21 protein-coding genes, 1 tRNA gene and 1 pseudogene are annotated in these 26,972 nt (G+C 59.4%); 11 read left to right on the top strand and 12 right to left on the bottom strand.

Annotation, left to right across the window (positions count from 1 at the left end):
- Window positions 1-38: 38 nt before the first annotated feature.
- Window positions 39-1,715: an NAD(P)H-dependent oxidoreductase subunit E gene (locus HEP89_RS01215; RefSeq protein WP_168691154.1), complete on the top strand. Its 1,677-nt coding sequence runs from the start codon at window positions 39-41 to the stop codon at window positions 1,713-1,715.
- Window positions 1,712-4,480, top strand: a complete 2,769-nt coding sequence (gene fdhF / locus HEP89_RS01210) for a formate dehydrogenase subunit alpha (RefSeq protein WP_168691153.1) — start codon at window positions 1,712-1,714, stop codon at window positions 4,478-4,480. The genes HEP89_RS01215 and fdhF overlap by 4 nt, the downstream gene beginning before the upstream one ends.
- A 104-nt stretch (window positions 4,481-4,584) precedes the next feature.
- Here fdhF and HEP89_RS01205 read toward each other — a convergent pair whose 3' ends face one another.
- The 3 genes from HEP89_RS01205 to HEP89_RS01195 all read right to left on the bottom strand — a co-directional run bounded on the left by HEP89_RS01205 (window position 4,585) and on the right by HEP89_RS01195 (window position 8,804).
- Window positions 4,585-6,753 carry a hypothetical protein gene (locus HEP89_RS01205; protein WP_168691152.1) on the bottom strand — a complete coding sequence of 723 codons (2,169 nt, stop codon included), beginning with the start codon at window positions 6,751-6,753 and terminating at the stop codon, window positions 4,585-4,587.
- A gap of 148 nt (window positions 6,754-6,901) precedes the next feature.
- Window positions 6,902-8,044 (bottom strand): tRNA epoxyqueuosine(34) reductase QueG, encoded by a 1,143-nt coding sequence (gene queG, locus HEP89_RS01200; protein WP_168691151.1) that lies wholly within the window; start codon window positions 8,042-8,044, stop codon window positions 6,902-6,904.
- 67 nt (window positions 8,045-8,111) lie between these two features.
- A complete protein-coding gene (locus HEP89_RS01195; RefSeq protein WP_023001669.1) occupies window positions 8,112-8,804 on the bottom strand; it encodes a glutathione S-transferase family protein in 693 nt (230 codons plus the stop codon).
- A gap of 218 nt (window positions 8,805-9,022) precedes the next feature.
- On the opposite strand from HEP89_RS01195, the gene HEP89_RS01190 reads away from it, so the two are divergent.
- Window positions 9,023-9,829, top strand: coding sequence for an undecaprenyl-diphosphate phosphatase (locus tag HEP89_RS01190; RefSeq protein ID WP_023001668.1), 807 nt, complete (start codon window positions 9,023-9,025; stop codon window positions 9,827-9,829).
- 91 nt (window positions 9,830-9,920) lie between these two features.
- Here the strand turns inward: HEP89_RS01190 and HEP89_RS01185 are convergent, their stop codons facing one another.
- Window positions 9,921-10,949, bottom strand: coding sequence for a WYL domain-containing protein (locus HEP89_RS01185; RefSeq protein ID WP_168691150.1), 1,029 nt, complete (start codon window positions 10,947-10,949; stop codon window positions 9,921-9,923).
- Window positions 10,950-11,099: 150 nt separating this feature from the next.
- Here HEP89_RS01185 and HEP89_RS01180 point away from each other — a divergent pair, with 150 nt between their 5' ends.
- Window positions 11,100-11,336 carry a DUF1127 domain-containing protein gene (locus tag HEP89_RS01180; RefSeq protein WP_168691149.1) on the top strand — a complete coding sequence of 79 codons (237 nt, stop codon included), beginning with the start codon at window positions 11,100-11,102 and terminating at the stop codon, window positions 11,334-11,336.
- Window positions 11,337-11,365: 29 nt separating this feature from the next.
- Here HEP89_RS01180 and HEP89_RS01175 read toward each other — a convergent pair whose 3' ends face one another.
- The gene (locus tag HEP89_RS01175) at window positions 11,366-12,628 is read right to left on the bottom strand and encodes an MFS transporter (RefSeq protein WP_168691148.1); all 1,263 of its coding nucleotides are present in this window, start codon (window positions 12,626-12,628) and stop codon (window positions 11,366-11,368) included.
- 202 nt (window positions 12,629-12,830) lie between these two features.
- On the bottom strand, window positions 12,831-13,805 hold the full coding sequence (locus HEP89_RS01170; protein ID WP_055659463.1) for a complex I NDUFA9 subunit family protein: 975 nt from the start codon (window positions 13,803-13,805) through the stop codon (window positions 12,831-12,833).
- 178 nt (window positions 13,806-13,983) lie between these two features.
- On the opposite strand from HEP89_RS01170, the gene HEP89_RS01165 reads away from it, so the two are divergent.
- Window positions 13,984-14,070, top strand: a tRNA-Leu gene (locus HEP89_RS01165).
- A 100-nt stretch (window positions 14,071-14,170) separates the two neighbouring features.
- Here HEP89_RS01165 and HEP89_RS01160 read toward each other — a convergent pair.
- From HEP89_RS01160 to HEP89_RS01135, 6 genes and pseudogenes are all read right to left on the bottom strand, one after another.
- Window positions 14,171-14,365: pseudogene (locus HEP89_RS01160) on the bottom strand (SMR family transporter); the annotation flags it as partial.
- Between the two features lie 258 nt (window positions 14,366-14,623).
- A complete protein-coding gene (locus HEP89_RS01155) occupies window positions 14,624-15,727 on the bottom strand; it encodes a hypothetical protein (protein WP_168691147.1) in 1,104 nt (367 codons plus the stop codon).
- 285 nt (window positions 15,728-16,012) lie between these two features.
- Window positions 16,013-16,360, bottom strand: a complete 348-nt coding sequence (locus HEP89_RS01150; protein WP_168691146.1) for an SMR family transporter — start codon at window positions 16,358-16,360, stop codon at window positions 16,013-16,015.
- Window positions 16,361-16,558: 198 nt separating this feature from the next.
- Complete coding sequence (locus HEP89_RS01145; RefSeq protein ID WP_023001662.1) at window positions 16,559-17,374, bottom strand: hypothetical protein; 816 nt, start codon at window positions 17,372-17,374, stop codon at window positions 16,559-16,561.
- 270 nt (window positions 17,375-17,644) lie between these two features.
- Window positions 17,645-19,093, bottom strand: coding sequence for an aldehyde dehydrogenase (locus HEP89_RS01140; protein ID WP_168691145.1), 1,449 nt, complete (start codon window positions 19,091-19,093; stop codon window positions 17,645-17,647).
- A gap of 35 nt (window positions 19,094-19,128) precedes the next feature.
- Window positions 19,129-19,830: a GntR family transcriptional regulator gene (locus tag HEP89_RS01135; protein ID WP_055658321.1), complete on the bottom strand. Its 702-nt coding sequence runs from the start codon at window positions 19,828-19,830 to the stop codon at window positions 19,129-19,131.
- Window positions 19,831-20,042: 212 nt separating this feature from the next.
- On the opposite strand from HEP89_RS01135, the gene HEP89_RS01130 reads away from it, so the two are divergent.
- The 6 genes from HEP89_RS01130 to HEP89_RS01105 all read left to right on the top strand — a co-directional run bounded on the left by HEP89_RS01130 (window position 20,043) and on the right by HEP89_RS01105 (window position 26,972).
- The gene (locus HEP89_RS01130; protein ID WP_168691144.1) at window positions 20,043-21,236 is read left to right on the top strand and encodes an amino acid ABC transporter substrate-binding protein; all 1,194 of its coding nucleotides are present in this window, start codon (window positions 20,043-20,045) and stop codon (window positions 21,234-21,236) included.
- Between the two features lie 59 nt (window positions 21,237-21,295).
- Entirely contained in the window at window positions 21,296-22,159 is an 864-nt protein-coding gene (locus HEP89_RS01125) for a branched-chain amino acid ABC transporter permease (protein WP_168691143.1), read from the top strand.
- Window positions 22,156-23,079: a branched-chain amino acid ABC transporter permease gene (locus HEP89_RS01120; RefSeq protein ID WP_055658326.1), complete on the top strand. Its 924-nt coding sequence runs from the start codon at window positions 22,156-22,158 to the stop codon at window positions 23,077-23,079. Before HEP89_RS01125 ends, HEP89_RS01120 begins: the two co-directional genes overlap by 4 nt.
- Complete coding sequence (locus HEP89_RS01115) at window positions 23,076-23,807, top strand: ABC transporter ATP-binding protein (protein WP_168691142.1); 732 nt, start codon at window positions 23,076-23,078, stop codon at window positions 23,805-23,807. Before HEP89_RS01120 ends, HEP89_RS01115 begins: the two co-directional genes overlap by 4 nt.
- Complete coding sequence (locus HEP89_RS01110) at window positions 23,807-24,517, top strand: ABC transporter ATP-binding protein (RefSeq protein WP_062489846.1); 711 nt, start codon at window positions 23,807-23,809, stop codon at window positions 24,515-24,517. Before HEP89_RS01115 ends, HEP89_RS01110 begins: the two co-directional genes overlap by 1 nt.
- 97 nt (window positions 24,518-24,614) lie before the next feature.
- Window positions 24,615-26,972 (top strand): heavy metal translocating P-type ATPase, encoded by a 2,358-nt coding sequence (locus HEP89_RS01105; protein ID WP_168691141.1) that lies wholly within the window; start codon window positions 24,615-24,617, stop codon window positions 26,970-26,972.

Here is a 26,972-nt window from a genome sequence, read left to right as displayed (position 1 = left end):
AAATCCAGATGCGCTCCAGCAATACGGGAGGTACGCCAATGTCTTTCGGCAAGGGGCTTTCACGCAAGCCGTCCCAGCCAAAAGGGCGTCAGTTGGAAGATGCGGCCCTGGACGAAGTCCGGAATTTGCTGGGTGATGAGCCGCGCCGGCGCGACCTGCTCATTGAACATCTGCACAAGATCCAGGACGCATTTGGCTGTCTTGAGGCTCGGCACCTGCGCGCATTGGCCGACGAGATGCGCCTGTCGCAGGCCGAGGTCTATGAGGTCGCGAGCTTTTACCACCATTTCGACATCGTACGGGAAGGGGATGCAAAGCCTGCACCTCTGACCATTCGTGTTTGCGACAGCGTTGCCTGCGCGCTCAAGGGGGCGGACGCTCTGGCTGCTGCGCTTGAAGCCGGGGTTGATCCGGCAAAAGTCCGCATCCAGAAAGTTCCGTGCATCGGTCGCTGTGCCGGTGCCCCGGCCGTGCAGGTCGGCAAGCGGGCCATCGACAACGCAAGCGAAGTGTCCGTGCGCGCTGCCTTGTTCGAAGGAACGTCCGATCCGGTGGTTCCCGATTACATCAAGCTGGATGCCTACCGCGAAGCTGGTGGTTACAAGTTGCTGGAGCGCGTGCGCGCGGGTGAACTGGATGCAGCGGCAATTGCGGACAAGGCGCTGGAAGCAGGCCTTCGCGGCCTGGGCGGTGCAGGCTTCCCGACCGGCACGAAATGGAAGATCGTCCACGACCTGCCGGCTCCGAAATACCTCACCATCAATGGCGATGAAGGCGAACCAGGCACGTTCAAGGACCGCGTTCACCTGGAACGCGACCCGCACCGGATGCTGGAGGGCGCGCTGATTGCCGCCCATGCGATTTCCGCCGCGCGCATCTATCTCTATATGCGCGATGAATACCCGGCGGTACTCCGGATCCTGAAGACTGAAATCGAGGCCCTGCGCGAAGCGGGCATCATCACGACCATCGACATTGAACTGCGCCGCGGAGCGGGAGCCTATATCTGCGGCGAGGAAAGCGCGATGATCGAATCGATCGAAGGCAAGCGCGGCCTGCCACGCCACCGCCCACCGTACATTGCCCAGGTCGGCCTGTTCGGTCGGCCGACGCTCAATCACAACATAGAAACCCTGTTCTGGATCAGGGATATCGTCGAGAAGGGTTCGGAGTGGTTCGCCAGCCACGGCCGCCGTGGTCACAAGGGCTACCGCTCCTTCTCGGTTTCCGGCCGTGTCAGGGACCCAGGCGTCAAGATGGCCCCGGCGGGGATCACCATGAACGAGCTTCTGGCAGAATACTGCGGTGGCATGGAAGAGGGGCACGTCTTCAAGGGCTACCTGCCCGGTGGTGCCTCCGGGGGCATCCTGCCCGCATCTCTTGCCGACGAGCCGCTGGATTTCGGTACGCTCGACAAATACGGCTGTTTCATCGGCAGCCATGCGATCGTCGTTTTCTCCGATCAGGATGACATGCGCGATGTGGCATTGAACCTGATGCGCTTCTTCAAACACGAGAGTTGCGGTCAGTGCACGCCCTGCCGCTCCGGAACGGAGAAGATGGAACATCTGCTGGCAGCGGGCGATTGGGACAAGACGAAGATCACGGATCTCGATGAAGTCATGCGATCGGCATCCATTTGCGGTCTTGGGCAGGCAGCCAGCAATCCGGTCACGTCGGTGCTGAAATTTTTCCCGGAGGAGTTCGAGAAATGAGCCAGGTCACTTTCTCCCTCGACGGTCGGATGGTCACCGCGGAAGACGGCGAAACCATCTGGCAAGTTGCCAAGCGCGAAGGCGTCGCCATTCCGCATCTCTGCCACAAGGACGCTCCGGGTTATCGCTCCGACGGCAATTGCCGTGCCTGTATGGTCGATATCGAGGGCGAGCGCGTGCTTGCCGCTTCCTGTATTCGCACCCCTGCCGAAGGCATGGTGGTGAAGACCGCCAGCGAGCGTGCGTCCAAGGCACGCGAGATGGTGTTCGAACTTCTGGCAGCCGACCAGCCCTCGCGCGACCATCACCCTGACCCGGAAAGTGATTTCTGGAAATGGTCCGACCATATCGGTGTCGCCACCAGCCGCTTTGCACCATGCGCCAAACCGGCCCAGGACATTTCCCATCCGGCCATCGCAGTCAATCTGGACGCCTGCATCGCGTGCAATCTGTGCGAGCGAGCCTGCCGGGAAGTGCAGGTCAACGACGTTATCGGCATGGCGGATCGCGGTTCGCACACGGTGCCGGTGTTCGATCTGGCAGACCCGATGGGTCTTTCCACCTGCGTTGCCTGCGGCGAATGCGTGTCGGCCTGTCCGACCGGGGCCCTGATGGAAAAGAGCCTTCTGGATGCCAGCGCCAGCAAGCGCGAGATCTTTGCCGAAGAAACCGTCGACAGCGTCTGTCCTTTCTGTGGTGTGGGCTGCCTGACGTCGGTCTCGGTGAAGGACGGCAAGATCGTCAGCGTCGAGGGCCGCGACGGCCCGGCCAACGAGAACCGGCTCTGCGTCAAGGGCCGCTTCGGCTTCGATTATGTTTCCAGCCCCGAGCGCCTGACCAAGCCGCTCATCCGCCGGGACGATGCACCCAAGCGTGGCGACATTGCCATGACGCTGGAAAATCATCTCGACTATTTCCGTGAGGCAACCTGGGACGAAGCGCTCGAGCGAGCAGTAGGTGGTCTGAAAGCGGTTTATGACGCCAAGGGCGGCCGTGGTATTGCGGGCTTCGGCTCGGCCAAGGGCTCCAACGAAGAGGCTTATCTCTTCCAGAAGCTGATCCGCCAGGGTTTCCAGACCAACAACGTCGACCACTGCACGCGTCTCTGCCACGCTTCTTCCGTGGCTGCGCTCATGGAGGGCATCGGTTCGGGTGCAGTGACGGCCCCGTTCAATGCGGCCGGCGATGCAGACTGCATGATCGTGATCGGCGCTCGTCCGGAGCAGAACCACCCGGTTGCCGCGACCTATATCAAGCAGGCGGCCAAGAACGGCACAAAGCTGATCGTCATGGACCCGCGCGGCCAGAGGCTGATGCGCTTTGCGGACTACGGCTTGAAGTTCAAGCCGGGAACCGATGTGGCGATGTTGAACGCGATCCTCAATGTCATCATCACCGAAGGCCTCTACGACAGCCAGTATATCGCCGCTCACGTGGACGGCTTCGAGGCACTGAAGGAAAAGATCGTCGACTTCACGCCGGAAGCGATGGAACCGGTCTGCGGCATCGACGCTCAAACCCTGCGGGAAGTCGCAAGGCTTTACGCCACCAGTGCCAAGTCGATCATCTTCTGGGGCATGGGCGTTTCGCAGCATGTCCACGGCACCGACAACGTCCGCTGCCTGATCGCCATGGCGCTGACAACCGGCCAGATAGGCCGCCCGGGCACCGGCCTGCATCCCCTGCGCGGTCAGAACAACGTGCAAGGGGCATCCGACGCCGGGCTCATTCCGATGGTGTTCCCGGACTATCGTTCAGTTGAAAACCCGGACATCCGCGCCGAATTCGAAGACGCCTGGGGCCGCACGCTCGATCCCGTGCGCGGTTTGACCGTGGTGGAGATCATGGACGATATCCTGGATGGCGGCATCGAGGCGATGTTCGTTCAGGGCGAAAACCCGGCCATGTCCGATCCGGACCAGGCCCATGCCCGCAAGGCACTGGCCAGTCTGAAACATCTTGTGGTTCAGGATATCTTCCTGACCGAAACCGCCTGGCATGCGGACGTGATCCTGCCTGCCTCCGCCCACGCGGAAAAACTCGGCACGTTCACGAACACCAACCGCCAGGTTCAGATCGGCCGTCCTTGCGTACCGATGCCCGGTGAAGCACGCGCCGACTGGCAGATCCTCATTGATATCGCCAACCGCCTGGGGCTGAACTGGACCTATGACGGCGTGCCGGCAATCTATGAGGAAATGCGGTCGCACATGAATTCGCTGAGCAACATTTCCTGGGAAAGGCTGGAGCGCGACGGCACGGTCACTTATCCGGCGGATGCCCCGGACAAGCCTGGCAACGAGATCCTGTTCGGCCAGTCCTTCCCGACGGCAGATGGCCGCGGACGCATCGTGCCGTCGGATCTGGTGCCGCCGGATGAACTTCCCGACGATGATTTCCCGTTGGTGCTGACCACGGGGCGCATGCTGGAGCATTGGCACACCGGTGCCATGACGCGGCGTGCGGAAGTGCTCAATGCCATCGAACCGGAGCCAGTCGTTTCCATGAACCCGCGCGATATCGAGCGCTCGGGTCTGGACATCGGCCAGCAGGTGAGGGTGGAAACGCGGCGCGGTGCGATCACATTGACCCTGCGCGCCGACCGGGACGTATCGACAGGCATGCTCTTCATCCCGTTCTGCTTCAGCGAAGCCCCGGCCAACTTCCTGACCAACCCGCAGCTGGATCCCTTCGGCAAGATCCCGGAGTTCAAGTTCTGTGCAGCGCGGATCGGAACGGTCGGACAGCAGCAGGCGGCAGAGTGACGCCAGGTCTCGCCAGAACTCTAAGAACGAGCTAACTGCCTGAAGGCAAAAAAGGGCGGCCACTGGCCGCCCTTTTGGTATTCGCATTCACGTGGTCAGAGCAATCAATTGGCAACAATCTTGACTGCAAGCAGATCCGGAAGGGTTTGCGGTGCTGCCATCGAACCCAGGATCTGTGCCAGCGGAACCGGGTTCGGCGGCGTCAAGGTGACCTTCAGTTCCCCCGGATTGTCGAGGAACTTGGACGCTGCTTCAGTAACCATCTGCGTGAAGGCCGCATTCTGGATCGGCGCGGTCATTTGCGTCGCCTGTGCCACCAGGGCTTCCCGGAAGACATTTTCGGGGATGTTCTGAGCCTCGGCAATGTGGGCCAGGCCCTTCTTGGTGAGGCCGGCATCCTTGAAGGTCAGGGATGCGTCGACGAACTGGGCAACAACAAGGGCCATTTGTCCCTGGTTCTCGGGATCCTCGAACAGGGACTTCGGTACGTTTGCAAGACGTGCGGACAATTCGGCGCGGCCGAGCCCTTCGACATCCACCATCATGCGCTCCAGGCGCAGTTCCAGCGTTGCCTCGTCCCAGTAGAGCCGGGTCTCGTCGGACCAGACGACCGTTTCCAGACCGAGAGCTTCCAGCAATGCTTGGGCTTCCGGGTCATCGATGGCCGCGACAGGCACTTTCAGCCCTTCGGTTCTGGCGTGAAAGCTGGTCGGGATTGGCGGCACCGTGGTGGACAGCGTCATCTCGGCTCTGCCGATTTCGGTCCGACCGAGGTCCGGCACGGCAACGTCCAGTCCTTCCAGTTCATAGCCGAAAGAGCGCGGCATGAACGCGCGGGCCACCTCCATCGGATGATCCTCGCCGAAGCTTGGGTCCGCCATCAATGTGCTGATCATGGCACGCATGGGCGTATATTCGGCGAATTCGATATCGCCGATCGCCGCCCAGTCGATCTTGACCGATGCACCTTCCGGCAGGTCCGGGGCATCGAGACCGACCATCATCATTTCGCCGATACCGTCGGAGTTGATCTCCGACATGGACATTTCCTTGATGGCGATTTCCATCGGCTTTTCTGGGCCAGGTGTCGGCACGGTCACGTTGATACCGCTGATGCGGGCATCGGTGACGCCGAACGACCGGTAGAACTGGAATACGCCGGTGATCAGTTCTTCAGGGGCTGGAACCTGCTTGGCAAACAGACTGTCGAACAGGGCAAGGATGTTGTTGTCACGTTTCAGAACGGTGACTTCTGAAATCGAGGTCTTGTCGACGGCAATTTCAATCGCAAGCCCGTCGGCGATGTCCTGTTTGGACTTGTAGTCGATCGCCGACGCCGAGCCGAGCATGACCACTTCATCGCCGGTTTCGGGAACATCGGGGTCGAACAGATCGAAGAACGCGGCCGCGTCCATGTCCGTGTAAACGGTCTTGCCCTGGCTGGTGGTCTGGTTCAGCATCTGGCCCGAGGTCGTGTCCAGGGTCTGCATCGACTGGCTCATGCTGTCGATCGTGTATTCCCCGATCCGGCCATCCACAGCGTCGGCCATGCGGTAGCCGGCAATCTGCATGGTGCCTGACAGAACAAGAGTGTCCTTGCCGTCTTCGATCTCATGCGCCTCGATGGTCATGGCGGTGTTGTCGGCCTTGACTTCGTCGTAGGAAGTCAGGAGAGCGGCCTTCACGAACGGCAGCCAGCGGCTGACCTGATGCGCCTCGTCTTCTGCCGGCACTTCCGGCATGGTGAAGCTGTAGTTCGTCGCGGAAACTCCGCTCAACCGGCCGTCGATCTTCAATCGGCCCTTGCCTTCGGCGCTGGCGGAAAGAACCATTTCTGAATCGTCGGAATAGACCCAGCTTGCGGCGTCAAAGTCGCCGTCTTCATGGCTGAGACCTGTAATGGTGACCGTGCCGCTGCTGAATGAAAGCGAATAGGTCAGGTCGGTCAGCTTTTCCGGTTCGATATCCGTGGCGCCGTCATTGCCTGTGACATCCGTTTCCTCGGCCGGAATATCCTCGATGGTTCCGCTCAAGGAGATCGTGCTGTCGGTGAGGGTCAGCGTATCGGTACCTTCGTCGTAAGCGACGCTACCGTTTTCGACCTCGACACCCAGGCTCTTCAAGCCTTCTACATAAGCTTCATAGGCGGTCTCGCCGGTGTCCTGCGCAAGGGCGGAGCCGGAAACCAGCGCAAGCGCGGTGCCGAGCATGAGGAGCCGGACGCGGGCCCTGGCTGGTTTGGATGAGAAAACGGAGGCGGGCTGAAAATTCAATGTCGTGGCTCCAATAAAATGATCGGAATCGAGCGGTTTGAACGAGATCGGTCCCGATAGGGTTGGACGTCCAAGTCCTCATCAAGACCTAGGCCATTCCATGACTATGTACCAATCACATGACAAGGTCGAATCGGGAAAAGCCGGATCAGGATTGCGCGAGGAGCCATTCAGAACGCACGGTCTCGTCGGTTTCGACGCGCAACGCCGCGGTTTTGCGGGCCTGAAAATCTTCCTGTGCAGAAAGTTGGCCGAGTGCCCAGACGGCGGTGCCGCGAACAAGGGCGTCTGCATCGTCCAGCAGCGCTTCGATCTTGCCGAGCAGTTCAATTTCTCCGGAATTGCCGGCGGCAATCAAAACGTTGCGCAGAAACTTTCCCCGTCCGATCCGTTTCACCGGTGATCCGGAAAAGAGCTGGCGGAAAGCTGCGTCGTCCAGCGACAGGAGGTCTGCAAGCTTCGGGGTAATCATCTCCGCCCGGGCAATCAACTTGGCCTCCCTGGCAGCTTCGGCAAACTTGTTCCAGGGACAGGCTGCCAGGCAATCGTCACAGCCGTAAATTCGGTTGCCGATGGCTTTGCGAAACGCTTCCGGAATGGGGCCGGGGTGTTCGATGGTGAGGTAGGAAATGCAGCGCCTCGCATCGAGCTGATAAGGCGCGGGAAATGCGTTCGTCGGGCAACTGTCGAGGCAGGCGCGGCAGGAGCCGCAATGATCGCGTTCTGCTCCACTCGGCGGCAGATCCAGTGTGGTGAAGATCGAGCCGAGGAAAAACCAGGACCCGAGATCACGTGACACGAGGTTCGTGTGCTTGCCCTGCCAGCCAAGCCCGGCAGCCTCCCCGAGCGGCTTTTCCATCACCGGTGCGGTATCGACGAATACCTTCACATCGCCACCGGAGCGGGAAACCAGGAAGCTGGCCAGTTCCTTCAAGCGCCCCTTGATGACATCGTGATAGTCGCGGTGTCGCGCATAGACGGAAATGCCGCCGGTGGTCTTGTCGGCCAGATGGGCGAGGGGATGTTCGTGCGGTGCGCTGCCGGGGCCATAGTTCATCGCCAGCATGATGACAGAGCGAACCTCCGGCCATAGAGCTTGCGGTGAGGACCGGCGGTCGGCGGTTTCCGCCATCCAGGCCATGCTGCCTTCATAGCCCTTGTCCAGGAAGTGCCGTAGGCGTTCGCCCGCTTCCGGAATGCTGTCGGCAGCGGCAATCTTCACGCCGTCGAAACCGAGGGCGCGGGCCTTCTCCTCAAAGGCGGTCAGAAGCTTTTGCGTCTTTCGGTCCAAGGCCTTCGGCTGCTCGCTGGAACAACGTTCAGTTCAACCGGAAACGGTTGAACGCACGAAGAATGCGTCAGAAATCGAGATCCGCATAGGTCTGTGCGGCCGGCATGCCCAGCACCTTCTCGCCCAGGAGCGGGCGCATCGACGGCCGCGACTTGACCCGCGCATACCAGCTCTTGATGTCTTCCTGATCGCTCCAGGGCACTTCGCCCAGATAGTCGGCACACGACAGGGAGGCCGCAAGGGCGAAGTCGGCGAAGGTCAGCCGGTCGCCGGCAACCCAGCGGCGGGAGGCGACCAGATAGCCGAAGTACTTCAGGTGGTGATGGATATTTGCCCGGGCAACGCGCAGGGCAGCCGAATCCGGTTCGCCGCCGCCGGCGGACTTTGGCATGATCTGCTTGTAGATGCGTTCGCGCACAAGATGACCGATCACTTCCTGATCGAACTTGCCGAGGCTCCACTCGACCAGGCGTCTCGTTTCTGCACGGGCATCGGGATGATCCGGCATCAACCGGCGGTCGGCAACCGCATAGCCCCGGGTTTCGTCCAGATACTCCATGATTGGTCCGGCGCCGCAAATGGCAGGGCCTTCGTTTTCCACGATAACCGGCACGGTGCCTGCCGCGTTCAGCACCAGGAGCGCCTGAGGCCGCTCCCATGGGTTCACGTGATGCTCCTCGAAGGCGGCACCGTATTCGCTCAGGATGAGCCGGATGAACCTTGAAGATGGCGAGAACGGATGATGGTAGAGCGTCAGCATGAAGGGGTTAAGAGCCTGAACTGTGGCAAGACTACGTCAAAGCGAATGCCGAATGCTGCAATCGCCTTAACGGAGAGTTTGCCCCGAATATGGTTATCAAGGGTTTGACGGCGTGACTTCGCTTCGTCAAATAAGCGGCGACTTGGGAGACGCCCTGAGTCGCGAGACATACTTGGTCAGGCTGGTTTTCATCAAGCCATTTGGAGACAAGATACACAATGGACGGCCAAACGATTGTTAATGCTCTGATTTTGGGGATTGTCGAAGGTCTGACCGAGTTCATTCCCGTCTCGTCAACCGGTCATATCCTGCTGCTGGGGCATTTTCTCGGCTTCGACAGCACAGGCAAAACTTTCGAGGTTCTGATCCAGCTCGGCGCCATTCTGGCGATCCTGTCGGTTTATTTCGGCCGTTTGTGGACGCTTCTGATCACGCTGCCAAGCGATCCCTCCAGCCGGCGCTTCGTGGCCGGTATCCTGATTGCCTTCCTGCCGGCCGCCGTCATCGGCGTGCTGCTGCATGGTTTCATCAAGGAAGTGCTGTTCGAAACGCCCGCGCTTATCTGCACGACGTTGCTGCTCGGTGGCATCGTCCTTCTGTGGATCGACCGCCTGCCGCTGAAGCCGCGCTACACAAATGTGATGGATTACCCGCTGTCGCTCTGCCTGAAGATCGGCTTTTGCCAGTGCCTTGCCATGGTGCCCGGCGTTTCACGCTCCGGTGCGACTATTGCCGGTGCATTGCTGATGGGCACCGACAAGCGCTCGGCGGCCGAATTCTCGTTCTTTCTGGCCATGCCGACAATGGCCGGCGCCTTTGCCTACGATCTCTACAAGAACCGCAACGTGCTCTCGATGGACGATGCCATGCTCATTGGTATCGGCTTTGTCGCGTCTTTCATCGCCGGTGTGTTTGTGGTCAAGGGGCTGCTCGACTTCGTCTCCAAACACGGCTTCGCGCCCTTTGCCTGGTGGCGCATTTTCGTCGGCATTGCCGGTTTCGCCGGACTTTATTTTCTGGGCTGAGGCCGCTTTACCAACGTCCGGATCAGCGCGCAGCTTTTGTTGCGCTTGTCCGGACCGACGGAGCGAATGTGACGGGGTTTCGGGGCTTGGCTCAGGCCGAGCGGTTGAGCCGTCTCTTGGCCGTATAGGTCCCCGCCAGTGCCTCCAGTTCGCTTGCAAGCTCCTGACGAAGGTCCTCCGGGCCAAGCAGTTCCGCCCCCGGCCCGAGCCAGCGGACGAGCGGCAATATGCGGGCCCGCTCGGTAGAGGGGATGCTGACGAGGATCCGGCCTTCTTCAGCCGGTGTGAAGACAGCGTGACGGTAATACCAGTCGGCGCTCAGCTTCTTTGCCTGTGCGGCAGTGATCAGGATCTCGGCAATCGCTTCCTCCTGCTCCCAGCGACGCATCGCCTGCGACAGCCATGCCCCGCCGAGAAGGCTCTTGATGGAGAAGGTCTTGTCGGGCCGGAAAAAGAGCCCGCTGATTTCCAGACCCCGCACCCGGTCCGCCCGATAGACCTTGAGCGTGTCCGTATCGACGCAGCGTCCGGCCAGATACCAAAGGTCCCGGTCGAACATGACCCCATAGGGTTCGACGTCATGGGCTTTCACGGTCCGCCTTGTGGGGTTGACGTGTTCGAAGCGGACCCGTTTGCCATCCAGGATACCGGCCATAAATCCGTCGAGGGCCTTCTGCCAGTCGCCCGTCGGTTCCGCCTTTGTGCCGGAATGAAAGATGTCGGGCGGGATTGGTTCGATGCCCACGATCCTGTCGGCCTCTTTCAAGAGCCCGTGAACCGTTTTGGGCAGGGACGCCAACAGCTTCTTTTCCGCGGCTGCAAGATCGTCTGCCAGCGGCACCGTGCGGCTGGAGCGCACCAGTGCCATTGCAGCCAGCAGGGCGGCGGTCTCATTGCGGGTCAGCGCCACGGGTGGCTGAAGATAACCGCTGGCAAGCCGGTAGCCGCCTTCCGCACCACGCTCTGCATCCACCGGAACGCCAAGCGCGATCAGCCTGTCGATGTCGCGATAGATCGTGCGATGGGAAACGTGAAACCGTTCGGCAAGTACGGTTGCCGGGACAAGTTTGCCGCCGGTCAGCAGAAGCAGGATGCCGAGTGCGCGTTCAATCGGGTTCATGGAAAATCGGGCTCTGTGAGGTCGGAACAAAAAAAATCATAACCTGAGAACAGAACGGGATCAAACATGACTCACTGCTGTCAGGATTGATTTGTCATTCTCATCTCGTCCCCAGAAAGGAACGGGCGTTCAGCCCTTAGGAGAAGAGAGATGAGCCTTGAGATCGACACCATTTTCCGCAGCCGCGCAAACAGCCGCAGTGTTCTGTTTTCTGCCCTTCGTGTTTGTGTGGCAGAGTTCCGGAATTATCTTCGCCGCCGGGAAACTAACCGAGCACTTTCTCGCCTGAACGAGAGTGAGCTGAAGGATATCGGCCTGCAACGCACAGTGCTCGGCTACAGCGAGCTGCACGACGACCGCTTCAAGTTGGGGCCTCGGCGTGGATAATCTTTTCCGGCGGCTGGCAAGTTCTCCTGTCAGCCGCCGGATCCGCGCATCAATGCCTTTATCTCCGGCTTGTTCCAGGCAAAGAACATCACAACAAGAGCGGTGAGAGCCGCGATGATCACACCGTAGAACGGCAGATCCAGATCAAGCCCGATCAGTTCCCCGCCCAGCAACGAGATCACGCCCGCCACCAAAGTGAAGACGGCAATGGTTACACCCATGACCCACCCCTGTTCCTTGTCGCTGACGGCTGCCGAATAAAGCCCGAGAAACGTCGGATAGGCGATGCCGAAGGCGAAGTAGAAACAGAAGACCGGCACATAGGTCAGAATTGCGTTGGGCGAGGCTATGAAAGCTGCCGCCGACACTGCCCAGACCGTGAAGGTCATGCCCAGAATAGCTTCCTTGCTGAACCGCTTTTGCGCCGGCACCACCAGAAACGTGCTGGAAAAGGCGAGGGCAATGCCGATCGTCAGCATCACCATCGAACCGCCGAGCGTGCCGTAACCGAAGCGGCTGGTCAGGTAGTTGTCGACGAAGATGTAGAAAGACAGGTTGGCGACGTGGAAGAAGAAGAACACCACCGTCAGCCGCATCACTGTCGGATACTTGCGGATACGCCATAGAAGCTCGAGGATTTCCGAAGGCCTGAACACGAATTTCTGCCGTTCCGCCTCGGCGTCGTGTGCATCCTTGAATGAGAACACCACCAGCAGGATGGCAATCAGCACCAGTAGGAAGCAGGCATAGAACGGTAGTTTGATGCTTGCCAGGTCGCCAAGAAGGACCGGGTCCGACAGGAGACCGCCGAGCAGCGGGCCGCCGACCAGCCCGAAGCTGACGCCGGTGATGATATAGCCCATGTTCCGGTTGCGGTCCTCGTCATCCGTGCTGCCGTCGATCATCGCAGCCTGCGCGATCGGCTGGTTGCCCGCAGTCAGCCCGGTGATCGCGCGGCCCAGGATCAGGAGCAGGAAGCTGTTGAGATAGAGCGCTGCTATGGTGAGCGCATAGCCGCCGAGAGCGCCGAACAGGCAGATCAGGATCGCGTTCTTGCGGCCGATGACATCCGACAGTTTGGAGATGTAGGGCGCACCGAAGAACCAGCACAAGAAGAAGACGCCGATGATGAGGCCGTAATCGAAATGGCGCATCGCGTCGCTGGTGGACCGCGGCAACATCGACGTCGACGGTTCCATCACCAGGGAATTGATGATCGGAAACACCAGTCCCTGGCCGAGCAGGTCCACAAAGACAACAAAAAGTAACGTGACCTTGGCAAGAAATGACATCTGCGCCTCCCGTCAATTTTGACGGTAGGCGAAGGAGCGGGATGCGGCAACGAAAAGCTGTGCCGGGTAGGGGCGGCAGATGAACGGTGCTGCTTGCAGACGAACTGCTGGAGTGCGCATACCCGCCCGGCACCGGGCAAGTTTCTTTCAACAGAAAACGGGCCCCGAAGGGCCCGTCGAAGAAGTCAGGTGCAAGCAGGCCTTACGCCGGCCGGTGTGCGTCGTACTGGCCGTGCTCGCGGTAGCGTTCCAGGTAGGTCGGCAAAACGGCGGCCAGCGTTGCCGGAGGAATGCCGATGCCTTCCAGGGTGCGGCCTTCCGCCTTTGCCTTGTCAGACACCACGTTGTCGGTTTTCAGTAGCTCGACCTGATCGGCTGTGAACGGCGCGTAGGGGAAGAGCTGCAGAACCTTGCCCATGGCAGATGCGACCGGGAAGGGCAGCGGCAACAGAACGCGATTGCGGCGGGTGACTTCCAGAACGTCTTCCAGGCAAGACTTGAAGCTTTTCACTTCAGGGCCGCCGAGTTCATACGTGGTGCCACCGGCAAGCTGGCCATCGACAGCGCGGGCAACCGCTTCGGCAACGTCGCAGACATAAACCGGCTGGAACTTGGACTCGCCGCCACCAAGCAGCGGCAGCACAGGCGAGAAGCGGGCCATGTCGGCAAACTTGTTGAAGAACTTGTCTTCCGGACCGAACACGATGGATGGCCGCAGGATGACGCTGCCGGGCAGGGTTTCCAGAACACCGGCTTCGCCGACCGCCTTGGAGCGGGCGTAGGCGGAGCTGCTCTGTGCGTCCGCACCGATGGCAGAGATATGCGTGATCCGATCAAGGCCAGCGGCACGCGCGGCTTCCGCGATGGCTCGCGGACCGAAACTCTGCACCGCGTCGAAGGACTGTTTGCCGCTGGGGGCCAGGATGCCGACGGCGTTGACCACCGCATCCGCGCCGATCACGGCCCGGTCGACCGACCAGCGATAGCGCAGGTTGGCCTGTACCGGCATGATCTGGCCAACGGCGCCAAGCGGCTGAAGATGAGTCGCCAGATCGGGACGGCGGACGGCTGCGCGCACGCGGTAACCGCGCTTGGCGAGCGCCTGAACGATATGACGGCCAAGGAATCCCGATCCGCCGAAAACCGTGACGAGTTTGCCGTTAAGTGCTGTGGACATCCTGAAAATGCCTTCTGTCGCGTCCAAAAGGAGAGGCGGCCTGGAATTTGGCCGGCTCAGTCTGGGAGTTTCTTAGCCCTTTGCCGCGGGTCTGTGAAGGGCTCGCTGTGAATGAATAAAAAAAGTCACACAGAGTGATTGACAAGCCCCGGAACCACCCTTACAAGCCCCCCTCACAGCCCAGGTGGCGGAATTGGTAGACGCACTAGCTTCAGGTGCTAGCGCTCGCAAGGGCGTGGAGGTTCGAGTCCTCTCCTGGGCACCAAATTCTGGTTTTGGACACACTACCAAGGTCCAGAACAATCTAAAAAAGCTCCGGTTTTCCGGAGCTTTTTTCGTTTCTGGGGCTGCTTCGGCGTTTCGGCCTAATGGCCGACCGATTTCGAGAAAACATTGATGATCACCACCCCGCTAAGGATCAGTCCAAGGCCGATCAGGGCCGGCAGGTCGAGTTTCTGGTCGAACACTAGCCAGGCGACCATGGTGATGAGAACGATGCCCGCTCCGGACCAGATTGCGTAGACGGTTCCCGTCGGCAAAACGCGAATCGAAAAGGTGAGACAGTTGTTTTTTGTTGCTCCCGCTAGTGAGGATAGTTTCTAGCTTGTTGAGCTGTTGCTACTGATGGTGAAGCTCGACCGTCTCAGCAGAAGGGGTTCTCACGTGGCGATCTTGATGGAAGATCTGAAGCTCAGTCTCCGGTTTCCCAGATGCCTTATGCTGACAAGTTCCAGCTCCATATCTACGCCGCCCTTGCCGCGTAGGAGAGGGATTTTATCTTAATATCGCACCAAGGGAGGCTTTGAGGCCCGCGAAAATCAAGGTTGGCCAGCAAATTTCGAGAGCCAGTCGAGCAGATTTTGCAGCCCGTTGCCGCTAAGCCAAGTGTAAGCCACCGGTACAAACGCGAGTATTCCAGCGCCGAGCAAAGTGTTGAATATACGTGGTAAGTCTAACCAATTCGTTTCAGTCTGGTCTTGTTGAAGGAATATTCGCAAAGAAGTGGTATGATCGTGAAAGGATTTGAAAAGTAACATTAGCGTAATTGCGGAAGTCATTAGAACTATTCTTTGTGGGAGATCTAGGCTTGGCAGAAGTGTCAGGCTGATGAGAAAGGCGAGTCCATTGAAGTTAAGTGCATGGTTTTCGTAAAGGGTTCGCCAACGAGAGTTCTTTTCTGAGAAGAATTGCTCCAATTCGTTGAAGCAGCCAGATACCCAAATCTCGTCAGCGCCTGTAACAGACACCGAACAACCTTCATTGCCTAGGTGGACATCGATAGTTCTAGGCAATTCGCCTGGCTCGGAAAGTGATAGATAAAGAAATTCCGCATGCTTACTTAAAGATGGATCGTCCCAAAAATCTGAATCAAACTTGCGAATATCTTTCTTCGACTGTCCTGCCTTGTGGGTTCCGGCATGAATAACAACTTGGAAGGGTGTATTCAGCCACTCCTTCATCTGGCTAGATAATCTCTTTATCTCGTCACGGTATATGGTGATTTTTGGAAGTGAGATGGTTCTGCGGACAATCTTCAACGCACTCTTGTGGGACTGGCTCTTGTCAGTAGCGGCAGCAGGAGTACTTCTTTGAATATTTGTGGCTGGTCCAAGAACAAAAGAGCCTCCGTGCCCAGTTTTTAGAAACCAGCGACCGCCAAGCCGGTCATCAGATATTGAATCGAATACAAGGCGTGTATCATACTCGTCACCCAATGCGGCGTCTTCTGAGGACAGACTTGCTACGATGCTATCGTCACGCCTTTCAACTTGCCCTGTTAGAATAATCGGCTGACTATCGACGTTCGCTCTCAATATAATTTTGGTTACGTCGCCATCAGAGTAAAATTCCGCGAACAGGTTTCCAACCAATGTTCCGTTGAGGTTGCCAATCCAACTACCTTCAAGCATTTCGATTTCCACCCATGATCCTACCCGTAACACTTAGTCAGCAATCATAGATTGATAGACTTTTATCTGCTGAAAAAATGTCTAGAGGCTGCTAGCGCAGAAAAGTGTGCAGCTTGGCTGTGTAACAAGTCCCGGTCATCGATACATTGAGAATCAATGGAATTCAGGGATTTGGACGCAATCCTCTCCTGGCACCAAATTCCGGTTTTGGACAGACTGCCAAGGTCCGAAACAATCAAAAAAAGCTCCGGTTTTCCGGAGCTTTTTTCGTTTCTGGGGCTGCTTCGGCGTTTCGGCCTAATGGCCGACCGATTTCGAGAAAACATTGATGATCACCACCCCGCCAAGGATCAGTCCAAGGCCGATCAGGGCCGGCAGGTCGAGTTTCTGGTCGAACACCAGCCAGGCGACCATGGTGATGAGAACGATGCCCGCTCCGGACCAGATTGCGTAGACGATTCCCGTCGGCAAAACGCGAATCGGATAGGACAGCAGCCAGAACGAGATCGCATAACCGGCCACGGTGATGATCGAAGGCAGCAGTCGGGTGAAATTTTCGGTTTTTGCCAGAGCGGAAGTTGCGATCACCTCGGCGACGATGGCCGCGACGAGGAAAAGATAGGTGGCGGCGAGGCTGTTCGGCATCTCTGGCTCTTTAAGGCGGTGAGGGAGCTCCGGATGAAGGTACGCAGGCCTTTCAGGGAGCGAGTGGTTTCAGTTTCGTCTGTTTATACGAAAAAGGCCCGCATGCGCGGACCTTTCTGAAAGGCTGGGGCTGTATTTGCGGGCAGTTGTCTGGCGCAAATCGCGATGCACGATCCCTCTGGTTGAACGCGATACGTTCTAGAAGGTGTATTTGCTTTCCAGCAGCAGGCCGTAGCGGTGATAGTTCTGGTCGAGAACCACTTTCTCGCCGGTGACGACATATCTGCGGTCGAAATTCGAGTGGAGCCACCAGTAACGGCCACCGACGCCCAGTTGCCAGTTCTTGGTCAGGTCGACATTCAGCATCGCATCTGCTTCCAGACCATAGGTCCAGTCGCTTTCCCAGGTTTCTATCTTGTTGTAGCTCCAGGGCACACCTGCGACGTCAACGGACCAGCCGGCGCGTTGGCCGATGTCGCCTTCAGCAGTCATGCCCAGGCGGATCGCATGCCAGTCGCGGGACTGTTCGACAGTCAGGTTTCCGTATTTCGCCGAAACGTCGTCGGACAGATACTGGTAGCCGACGAACCCTTTCAGCCGCACCTGGTTGTTTGCAAATTGCGCAAAGCCCCAGCCGCCGTCGAGAACAACATATCCGAGCGAGGTCTCATCGGTTTCGTCCATCTCGTAGCCAGAGAAATGCACATCGCCGCCGTCGCTCCTGCCGAGGCCGACATAGCCCCTGAAGAAGGTGTTGGACGTCGTGTCCTCGAGCGTTCCGACCAGTTCAGCGGTGTGCGAGGTCACGTTATCCGTGCTGGAAATGTCGAAGCCGCTGTTGTCCAGATCGGAGCGCGACTGGCTGTACCAGTATCGCAGGCCGATGCTGCCGCGCAGCGTCGATGGCTGATAGAGCTCGCCGGGCCCTGAGTAGACATCCGCAGCGGAGGCAAGGGGCGCCGAAGAAAGCGCAAGGAAGGCCGCAATCGGAAGGGACTGCAAAAGTCTTTTCATGGCTGAAACACCGCTTGTCTGAATACGCGGGAATGCGCGCTATTGGTGTGTCAGGTATTGCAATTTATGGTTAACAGTGCGTGAAGGCACACTTGTTTAAGCCAGGTGACGCAGCGTCCCGCCCGGCGGGCCTTGAAAAGGAAGCAGGCCCCGGCACAGCCCCAGCACGGCCCCGGCAAGCCTTGGTGTGGGGCCTATAGTGAAAAAATGACTTGGCTCAACCGCCTCCCGCGCACTTTCGGGGGGAGGCGGAGAGTTACCAGTGATGGATCAGATCGGATAGCCCTGACCGGGGTCTTCGATGGTGATCCAGCGCAGTTCCGTGAACTCGTTGATGCCTGCCGTACCGCCGAAGCGGCCATAGCCGGAGGATTTCACACCGCCGAAAGGCATCTGCGCTTCGTCAAAGACAGTCGGGCCATTGATGTGGCAGATGCCGGACTGGATGTCCTTGGCAACTTCCAGAGCCCTGCGGGTATCCTGCCCGAAGACGGCAGCCGAAAGGCCGTAGTCCGTGTCATTGGCGATCTCGATGGCATGGGCGGTGTCGCGGGCGCGGATCATCGTGGTGACAGGACCGAAGCTTTCTTCGCCGTAGATGCGCATCTCAGGAGTAACCAGATCGACGATGGTCGGGGCCATCACGGTGCCTTCCTCCGGCACGTCGCCGCACAGAACCTTTGCGCCTTTCGCAACGGCGTCGTCAATCAGGGCTTTGACATGGTCGACCGTGTCGCGATCGACAACCGAGCCGATATGAACCTGTTCGGTTGGCGCGCCTACCTTGAGTGCGCTGGCGCTGGCCGCGAATTTCTCCGCAAAGACGTCTGCAACGGACTGATCGACAACAACTTTTTCCGTGGACATGCAGATCTGTCCCTGGTTCATGAAAGCGCCGAACCGGGCGGCATTGACCGCACCGTCGAGATCGGCATCGTCGAGCACCACCAGTGAAGCCTTGCCGCCAAGTTCCAGAAGGCAGGGTTTCAGGTGCTTGGCAGCACGCTCTGCGATGATCCGGCCAACGCGGGTCGATCCGGTAAAGTTGATCCGGCGCGTCAGCGGGTGGTCGACCAGCGCGTTGACCACTTCGGGAGCGTCAGCTGCATCGTGGGTCAGGATGTTCAGGACGCCCTTGGGCAAGCCCGCATCAGCCATGACGTCACCCAGAAGCCTGTGCAGGCCCGGGCATTTCTCGGAGGCCTTCATCACCACCGTGTTGCCGCAGGCAATCGGCAGCGCGAAACAGCGGACACCCAGAATGGTCGGAGCGTTCCACGGCGCCATGCCGACCAGAACGCCAACGGACTGGCGGTAACCCATGGAAAAGGAACCGGGCTTGTCGGAGGGGATGATCTCACCCTTGATCTGAGTTGTGGAGGCGGCCGCTTCACGCAGGATCTTGGCGGCGAACATGTTGTTGAAACCGAGCCATGGCGCGGTCGCCCCTGTCTCGCGAATGCCGACCTCGACGAACTGCGGCGTGCGTTCTTCCATGAGATCGGCAGCCTTGTTGAGGATCTTGCGCCGTTCGCTCGGGCCAGTTTTCGACCACGCGGCAAAGGCAGCCTGCGCGGACTGCACAGCCTTGTCGACGTCGGCCGCCACTGCGGCTGCCGCCACGCTGGCGCGTTCGCCGCTGACCGGGTTCTTGCGTTCGAAGACAGCCGCGTTGCTGGCTGCCTGGTCCTCGTTGTCGATGAAAAGGCCGTAGTCCATGGGATCCTCCGTTGTGTTGGTCTTGTTTGGTCCCGTCAGTCGTCCGGGCCTGCGAACAGGGCGGAGTAGACGAGTGTCTGGTTGGCGTGTTCGCGCATGATCGATTCAGCGCGCTGTGGGTCGCGTTTCGAGATCGCGTCGAAGATGAGGCGGTGCTGCATGTTGCCCAGGCGCAGGCGCATCATGTCTTCTTCGGCCTTGTCGGCGCTGAACACCACCGTGCCCAGCTTGAGCATCGGGAGGCTTTCCATGCGATCGAACGCGTAGCCGATGTAGTCGTTGCCGCACTGGCGCATGATCGTCTCGTGAAAGGCGACATTGCCGTCCTGATAGCGCGAGATCTTGTCGCCATCCGCCGATGTGTCGGTTAGCGCGATGTCCATGTCCTTGATGACGGATTTCAGCGTCGCCTCGACGTCCTTGCTCATGCCGCTCTTGGCAAGCGTGCCGGCAGCCAGGCCTTCCAGTACACCGCGCACCTCGTAGGCGTGCTTGATGTCGCCCAGATTGAATTCCTGCACCGTGAAGCCGCGACCGTCACGCTTCTTGATGAGACCTTCCACCTCCAGCGCGCGCAATGCCAGCCGTGCAGGTGTTCGCGACACGTCGAACATGTCGGCAACGCTCACTTCGCTGATCTTCGAGCCCGGTGCCAGCGAGCCGTCCATGATCATGCGATGAAGAACTGCCAGCACGCGCTTGTCGGACGGGGCTGTTTCATTTGCCTTGGTCGTCATCTGTCCTTGCCATTTTCGGATCCATACCAGTTCGAAGGCATGGACCTTATCATGAGCATTTTCATATTTATGTATCCAAAAGCAACCGATTGTCATTATAAAATTTCTGAAATCACTGTTATTGGATGCAATATGTTGCAAAGTTGAAAATTTATGGATACAAAGTTGATGCGCGATCAAACGCATGATCTGCGCGACTGGGAGGAGTTCTGATGCGTAGAATAGTTTTTGGAGCGACCGCGCTTGCCGCGGCGCTGCTGGCCTCCACGGCCTTTGCCGCGGACCCGATCAAGATCGGCCGCGTGGTGCATATGACCGGTCCGGCGGCAGGAGGTGATGCTGCCAGCCACAGCCCGAATGTGGAGCTCTGGGTTAGCCAGGTGAACGGACGCGGCGGCCTGATGGTCGGCGGCGAGCGCCGTGCTGTGGAACTGGTCGAATATGACGACAAATCCAATCCGGCCGAGATGATCAAGGCGGTGCAGCGTCTCGCCACACAGGATGAAGTCGATTTTCTGCTGACGCCCTGGGGCACCGGTTTCAACGCGGCAGCCGCTCCGATCTTCGCAAAATACGGTTATCCGCAAATCTCGGTGACCAACATCACCGACGAGATCGAGGAACTTTCCGAACGGTTTCCGAACATGTTCTTCACCCTCGGCAACACGACCGGTTTTGTCGAGGGCCTGCGCGACACCTTGAACAAGCTTCGTGACAACGGTGCCATCGGCAACAAGGTGGCCATGGTCAACGTCGCAGATGCCTTCGGCATAGAGCTTGCAGCCGTCGCCCGTGAAGTTCTGCCGGCAGCTGGCTACGAGATTGTCTTCGACAAGTCCTATCCCCTCGGTACGGCGGATCTGTCCCCGGTGGTCAAGGGAGCCAAGGCGACCGAACCGGATGCGTTCATCGCCTTTTCCTACCCGCCGGATACCTTTGCCCTGACGGAGCAGGCGATCATTGAAAATCTCGATGTCGGCGCCTTCTACACGGCGGTCGCGACAGCGTTTCCCGCCTACGCCGGCAAATTCGGCAGCAAGATCGAAGGTAATCTCGGGGCAGGGGGCGTCAATCTCGATCTGGAGCCGATGACGGAATACCGCACGGCCTTCAACGAGCTTCATGGCAACCAGCCTGAATATTGGGCCGCAGCCACCTACTATGCCAGCCTGCAGGTTCTGGAACAGGCGATCGAAGGAGCTGACAGTACGGACCGCGAGGCCGTGACCGAATACATCAAGGCCAACAGCTTCGACACCGCCCTCGGCACGATCAGCTTCGACAAGCACAATGAATCGAAGCACTACTGGACGGTGGGCCAGTGGCATGACGGCCAGTTCAATGCCGTCGCCGGCGTCGGTGTCCCGGTTGCGGTCGAGCCGGTCGCCAAGGAAGGCTGGAACTGAAGACCTTCGGACCGGCCGGCTCAGGCCGGTCCGGATCGTCTCGCGAGATGGTAGTTTAGATGGACATCCTGATTTCCGGCCTGCTTCTGGGCGGAACCTATGCGCTCATCGCCATGGGGCTCAATCTGCAATACGGCGTCGCCCGGATCATGAACCTTGCCAATGGCGAGGTTCTGGTCATGGGAGCACTGGCGTCGTTTCTTGCCTTTACCGCGGCTAGCTTAAGTCCGCTGATCACGGTGTTCCTCGTGGCGCCATTGGCGTTCGCAACCAGCTGGCTGGTTTACCGCGTCCTGCTTCTGCCGCTTGTCCGGCGGGCAAAAACGCAAGGCCAGCTGGAGGTGGACTCCATTCTGGCAACCTTCGGAATGGCTTTCATTCTGGTGGGCGCCATGGTGTTGATCTATCCGGAACTGTTTGCCTATTCCTTCCTTGCCGTTCCGGTGGACGTTGCCGGAACGACGGTTGCCGCCAACCGGCTGGTTGCCTTCGGCGGGGCCGTGGCCATCAGTCTGGCGCTTTATCTCTGGCTGAACCGGTCCAACGCCGGATTGGCTGTCCGGGCTGTTGCCGTCAGTCCGATGGCCGCCGGTCTTGTCGGCATCAACGTCGAACGCATCAGCGCGCTGGCCTTTGCCATCGGCGGCACGATCACGGCGATGGGGGGCGTGCTGATTTCAACCTTCGTCACGCTGGATCCGTCGTTCGGTGTCATCTTCACCATGAAGGCGTTGATCATCGTGATCATGGGCGGGGTCGGCGACATTCGCGGAGCGATTGTGGCTGCGCTCATCCTGGGCGTGGTGGAAACCGCCGTGGCGACGCTGATCGATCCGGGGCTGACCCTGGCTGCTGCCTACACGATCTTTCTGCTTGTACTCCTGTTTCGGCCCCAGGGCCTGTTTGGCAGGAGACCCGCATGAACATTTCAGCCCTTGCGATGCCCGGTGCCGCAGCGCTTCTGGCCGCAGCCGCATGCGTTCCCTTTGTTGCAGACGGCTACTGGCTGTCGATCGCCGTAACCGTTCTGATGTATGCCGCCCTTGCCACTTCATGGTCGCTGTTTTCCGGGCCGACCCATTACATTGCCCTGTCGACGGGCGCCTTTTTCGGAATCGGTGGCTATCTGGTCGGCCTCGGCATGAGTGACTACGACCAGAGCTTCTGGGCCATGGCGGCGCTCGCCCCCGTTGTCGCGACAGCGCTTGCCGCGCTGATCGGCTGGGCAACCCTGCGCTTGTCCGGTGTCTATTTCGTCATCTTCACGCTCGGTCTTGCGGAAATGGTCCGCAACCTCGTCAGCTGGGTGCAGAACAATTTCCTCGGCAGCCGCGGGCTCTATGTGCTCACCGACCTGGATGAAACGCATATCTACTGGATGCTGCTTGCCGTTCTTGCCGCCGTGTTCGCGTTCGGCTGGTGGCTGGGGCGGTCGCGGCTCGGGTTCGCGCTGCGCATTCTCGGCAATGACGAGGCCGTGGCGCGTCATGTCGGCATCAACACCGCGCGCACCAAGGTCCTGATGTTCATGACCACCGGCTTCGTCGCCGCTCTCGTCGGCGCCATCGTCGCACCGCGCTACTACTACATCGAACCCAATGTCGTGTTCTCGCCGGAACTCAGTTTTGTCGTTGTCATCATGGCTCTTCTGGGCGGCACGCGGAAACTTTACGGCCCGCTTCTGGGCGTTCTTCCCTTCACGCTCCTGTGGGAGGTGATTTCTGTCTCTTTCCCCAATGCCACCACGCTGGTTCTGGGGCTCGCCTTTCTTTTGATCGTCTATTTCCTGCCGAATGGTGTCACCGGTCTTTTCGGCAAGCTTCTGGCAGGGAGGTCGTCATGACACCAGGACAACCGATCCTTCACGTGGAAAGCCTCAGCAAGCGCTTCGGCGGTCTTGTTGCAGTCAACAATGTCAGTTTCCAGGTACTCGAGCATGAGGTGATGGGGCTGATCGGGCCGAACGGATCCGGCAAGTCCACGACCATGAACATGATTTCCGGCGCCCTGAAGCCGAGCTCCGGGGCGATCATTCTCAAGGGGCAGGATCTGACCAGGAAAAAGCCCCACGAAATTGCCCGCTCTGGCGTTTCCAGAACCTTTCAGCTTGTCCGCATTCTGCCGGAGCTGACCGTGCTGGAAAACGTCATCGCCGGCGGCGTCTTCGGCCACGCCAGGCGCTGGGGCAATGAGGTGGAAACCTACGCGGCGGAGCTTCTGGCAAGGGTCGGTCTGGAAGGGCAAAGTGGCAAGCCGGTCTCCGCGCTGACCTACATCGACCAGAAGCGGCTGGAACTTGCCCGCGCGCTCGCCAGTGAACCGGAAGTCCTTCTTCTGGACGAGTGGCTCGCCGGTCTCAATCCTTCCGAACTGACGGTCGGCATCGATCTGATTGCCAGCCTGCGCCAGGAGGGGCGGACGATCATTCTTGTCGAACATGTCATGGACGCCATCCGCTCGCTATGCGACCGGTGCCTTGTGATCAACTCCGGCGCCCGGATTGCCGAAGGCACACCGGAAGACGTGCTTTCCGACCCGGAAGTCATCCGGGCCTACCTGGGGGACGGCTGATGCTGGATATCAACGGGCTCACCGTCACCTATGGTCTTCATGCAGCCCTTCAGGGTGTCAGCCTGACCGCATCGAAAGGCGAGATCGTCGTCATTCTGGGTGCAAACGGGGCCGGCAAGAGTTCGCTGTTGCGGGCCATCGCCGGGATCAGTGAAGGAACGGTCAGTGGTGAGGCAGCACTCGCTGGCCAATCCCTTCGCCAGATGAAAGCGGACAGGATCGTCGAGGCTGGAATAGCCTTCGTGCCGGAAGGCCGAGGCATATTCGGCGATCTCAGCGTCTGGGAAAACCTGATGCTGGGCGCCTATCCGGAGCGGGCGCGAGCAAGCCGGCAGGAAAATCTGGAAAAGGTGGTTGCTCTCTTTCCGAAGCTGGCACAGCGGCGCAACCAGACCGCCCGAACCATGTCGGGTGGAGAACAGCAGATGGTGGCCATCGGCCGCGCCATGATGTCGAACCCGGACATCCTGATGCTGGACGAGCCGTCCCTTGGCCTGTCGCCACTCCTGTCGGGCGAACTCTTCGAGAACCTGTCGCGCATCCGGGAAACCGGCATCGGCGTCCTTCTGGTCGAACAGAACGCCAAGCGAAGCCTGGCGATCGCGGACAGGGGTTATCTGATTGAAAACGGCCTGATCACAGGCGCTGATACGGCATCTGCCCTGCTCAATGATCCGGCCGTACAGAAAGCCTATCTCGGATCGGGATAAACACCGGGCCGGAGAATAAGCAATTGTCCGCCTTGACCTTCCAGCAACTGGAGGGCCTATCTGATGAGGAGATCGAAGATCCATCAGGGCGAACATCATGCAGGATACAGCGATCCAGCCGAACCAGACTGGCGAGGCAGGCAAGGTTAGGGACCCGGTCTGCGGCATGTCGGTTACTCTTGGAAAAGGCAAGCCGAGCCTGAAATACAAGGGCGAGGAGTTCCACTTCTGCAGTCCGAAGTGTCACGACAAGTTCGAGGCTGATCCCTATTTCTATGTGTCCGGCAATAGCAGGACGAAAAAGGCGATGGAGGCGGAACAGTCCGCCAAGGGCGCGCTTTATACCTGCCCCATGCACCCGCAAATCGTCCAGGAAGGTCCGGGAACCTGCCCGATTTGCGGGATGGCACTGGAACCGCAGAGCGGCGTTTCCGACGAACCCAATCATGAGCTGATCGATTTTACCCGCAGGCTCTGGGTTAGTGCCCTGGCGGCTGTCCCGCTTCTGATCCTGACCATGGGGCCGATGGTCGGCGTGCCGATCCGCGACTGGATCGGCGAAGGCGTTGCGATCTACCTGGAAGTCCTGCTGGCTACGCCGGTAGTCCTTTGGGCAGCCTTGCCTTTTTTCCAGCGGGGCTGGGCGTCTCTGGTCACTCGCAATTTCAACATGTGGACACTGATCATGATCGGTGTCGGTGCAGCCTATCTCTATTCCATGATAGCCGCTTTCCTGCCTTTCCTGTTTCCGGATGCGCTGAAGGGACCGGAAGGCCATATGCCGGTTTATTTCGAGGCGGCGGTGGTGATTATCGCGCTGGTCTTCGTCGGCCAGGTGCTGGAACTGAGCGCCCGCGAACGCACGGGCGACGCGATCCGCGCCCTGCTGGACCTTGCCCCCAAGACAGCCCGGCGGATCACGCCGGAGGGTGACGAATACGACGCACCGCTTGAGAATATCCTCGCAGGGGATCTGTTGCGCGTTCGCCCAGGCGAGGCTGTTCCGGTCGACGGCGTGGTCAAGGAGGGTGGTTCATCCGTCGATGAAAGCCTTGTCACCGGGGAACCGGTTCCGGTTGAAAAGAACCCGGGAGACAAGGTTACCGGCGGAACGCTCAACAAGACCGGGTCCTTCACCATGGAGGCGAAGCTGGTCGGTGCGGACACCATGCTGTCCAAGATCGTCGACATGGTCGCCTCCGCGCAACGTTCACGCGCCCCGATCCAGGGGCTGGCCGATCGCGTTGCAGGATATTTCGTGCCTGCGGTACTCGGTGTGGCGGTGCTTGCTTTCGTGATGTGGCTGTTCGTAGGTCCAAGCCCTGCATTCGTTCACGCGGTTGTCGCGGCCGTCTCGGTGCTCATTATCGCTTGTCCGTGTGCACTCGGCCTTGCCACCCCGATGTCGATCATGACGGCGACAGGCAGAGGCGCGCAGGCCGGCGTTCTGGTAAAGACCGCCGAAGGTCTGGAACGGCTAGCAGCGGTGGATACGATCGTCGTTGACAAGACGGGAACCCTTACCGAAGGCAAACCGGTTGTCGATGAGATTGTTCCGGCCGCCGGCAAAAGCGAAATGGAGCTTCTGCGGCTGGCCGGCGCGCTTGAAAAAGGCTCGGAACACCCGCTTGCCGAAGCGATCCTCGGGGCGGTTAAAAGCCAGGATCTGGATCTGCCCAGGGCAGAAAACTTCGAAGCCGTCACGGGGAAAGGCGTGCGTGCACGGGTCGATGATGCAGTCGTTCTTTTTGGCAACGCCGCTTTTGCCAGCGAAAGTGGCGCCGATTTGTCCGATCTTGGCGATCGTGCCGAAGAACTGGCTGAGCTGGGCAAGACGGTGATGTATCTGGTGCAGGAGGCTGGTGAGACAGCGCAGCTTCTTGGGCTCATCGCCGTTGCGGATCCGGTCAAGGCAAATGCCAGGGCAGCCATCAGCGCCCTGCATGACGACGGTATCAGGATCGTCATGGCGACGGGCGATGCGCCCCGCACGGCAGACGCCGTAGCCAAGCTGCTGGGGATTGACGAGGTTCACGCCGGTGTGTTGCCGGAAGGCAAGAAAAAGCTCATTGAAGACCTGAAGTCCAGGGGAGCAACGGTTGCCATGGCTGGTGACGGTGTCAACGATGCGCCCGCATTGGCTGCTGCCGATGTTGGTCTTGCCATGGGCACGGGGGCCGATGTCGCGGTGGAAAGCGCCGGACTGACGCTGCTCAAGGGCGACCTGGAAGGCATCCTGCGCGCCCGGAAGCTCGCCCGCGAGACGGTCCGCAACATCCGGCAGAACCTCTTCTTCGCCTTCGTCTATAATGCGGTCGGTGTGCCTGTGGCGGCCGGTGTGCTCTATCCGGTCTTCGGCATACTGCTGTCGCCGATGCTGGCCGCCGCCGCCATGAGCCTGTCTTCGGTTTCGGTTATCAGCAACGCGCTGCGTCTGCGCACGCTGAAGCTTTAA

Source organism: Labrenzia sp. 5N (assembly GCF_012395805.1).
GTDB classification, from domain to species: domain Bacteria; phylum Pseudomonadota; class Alphaproteobacteria; order Rhizobiales; family Stappiaceae; genus Roseibium; species Roseibium algicola.
This window is presented reverse-complemented; position numbering and strand designations above follow the sequence as displayed.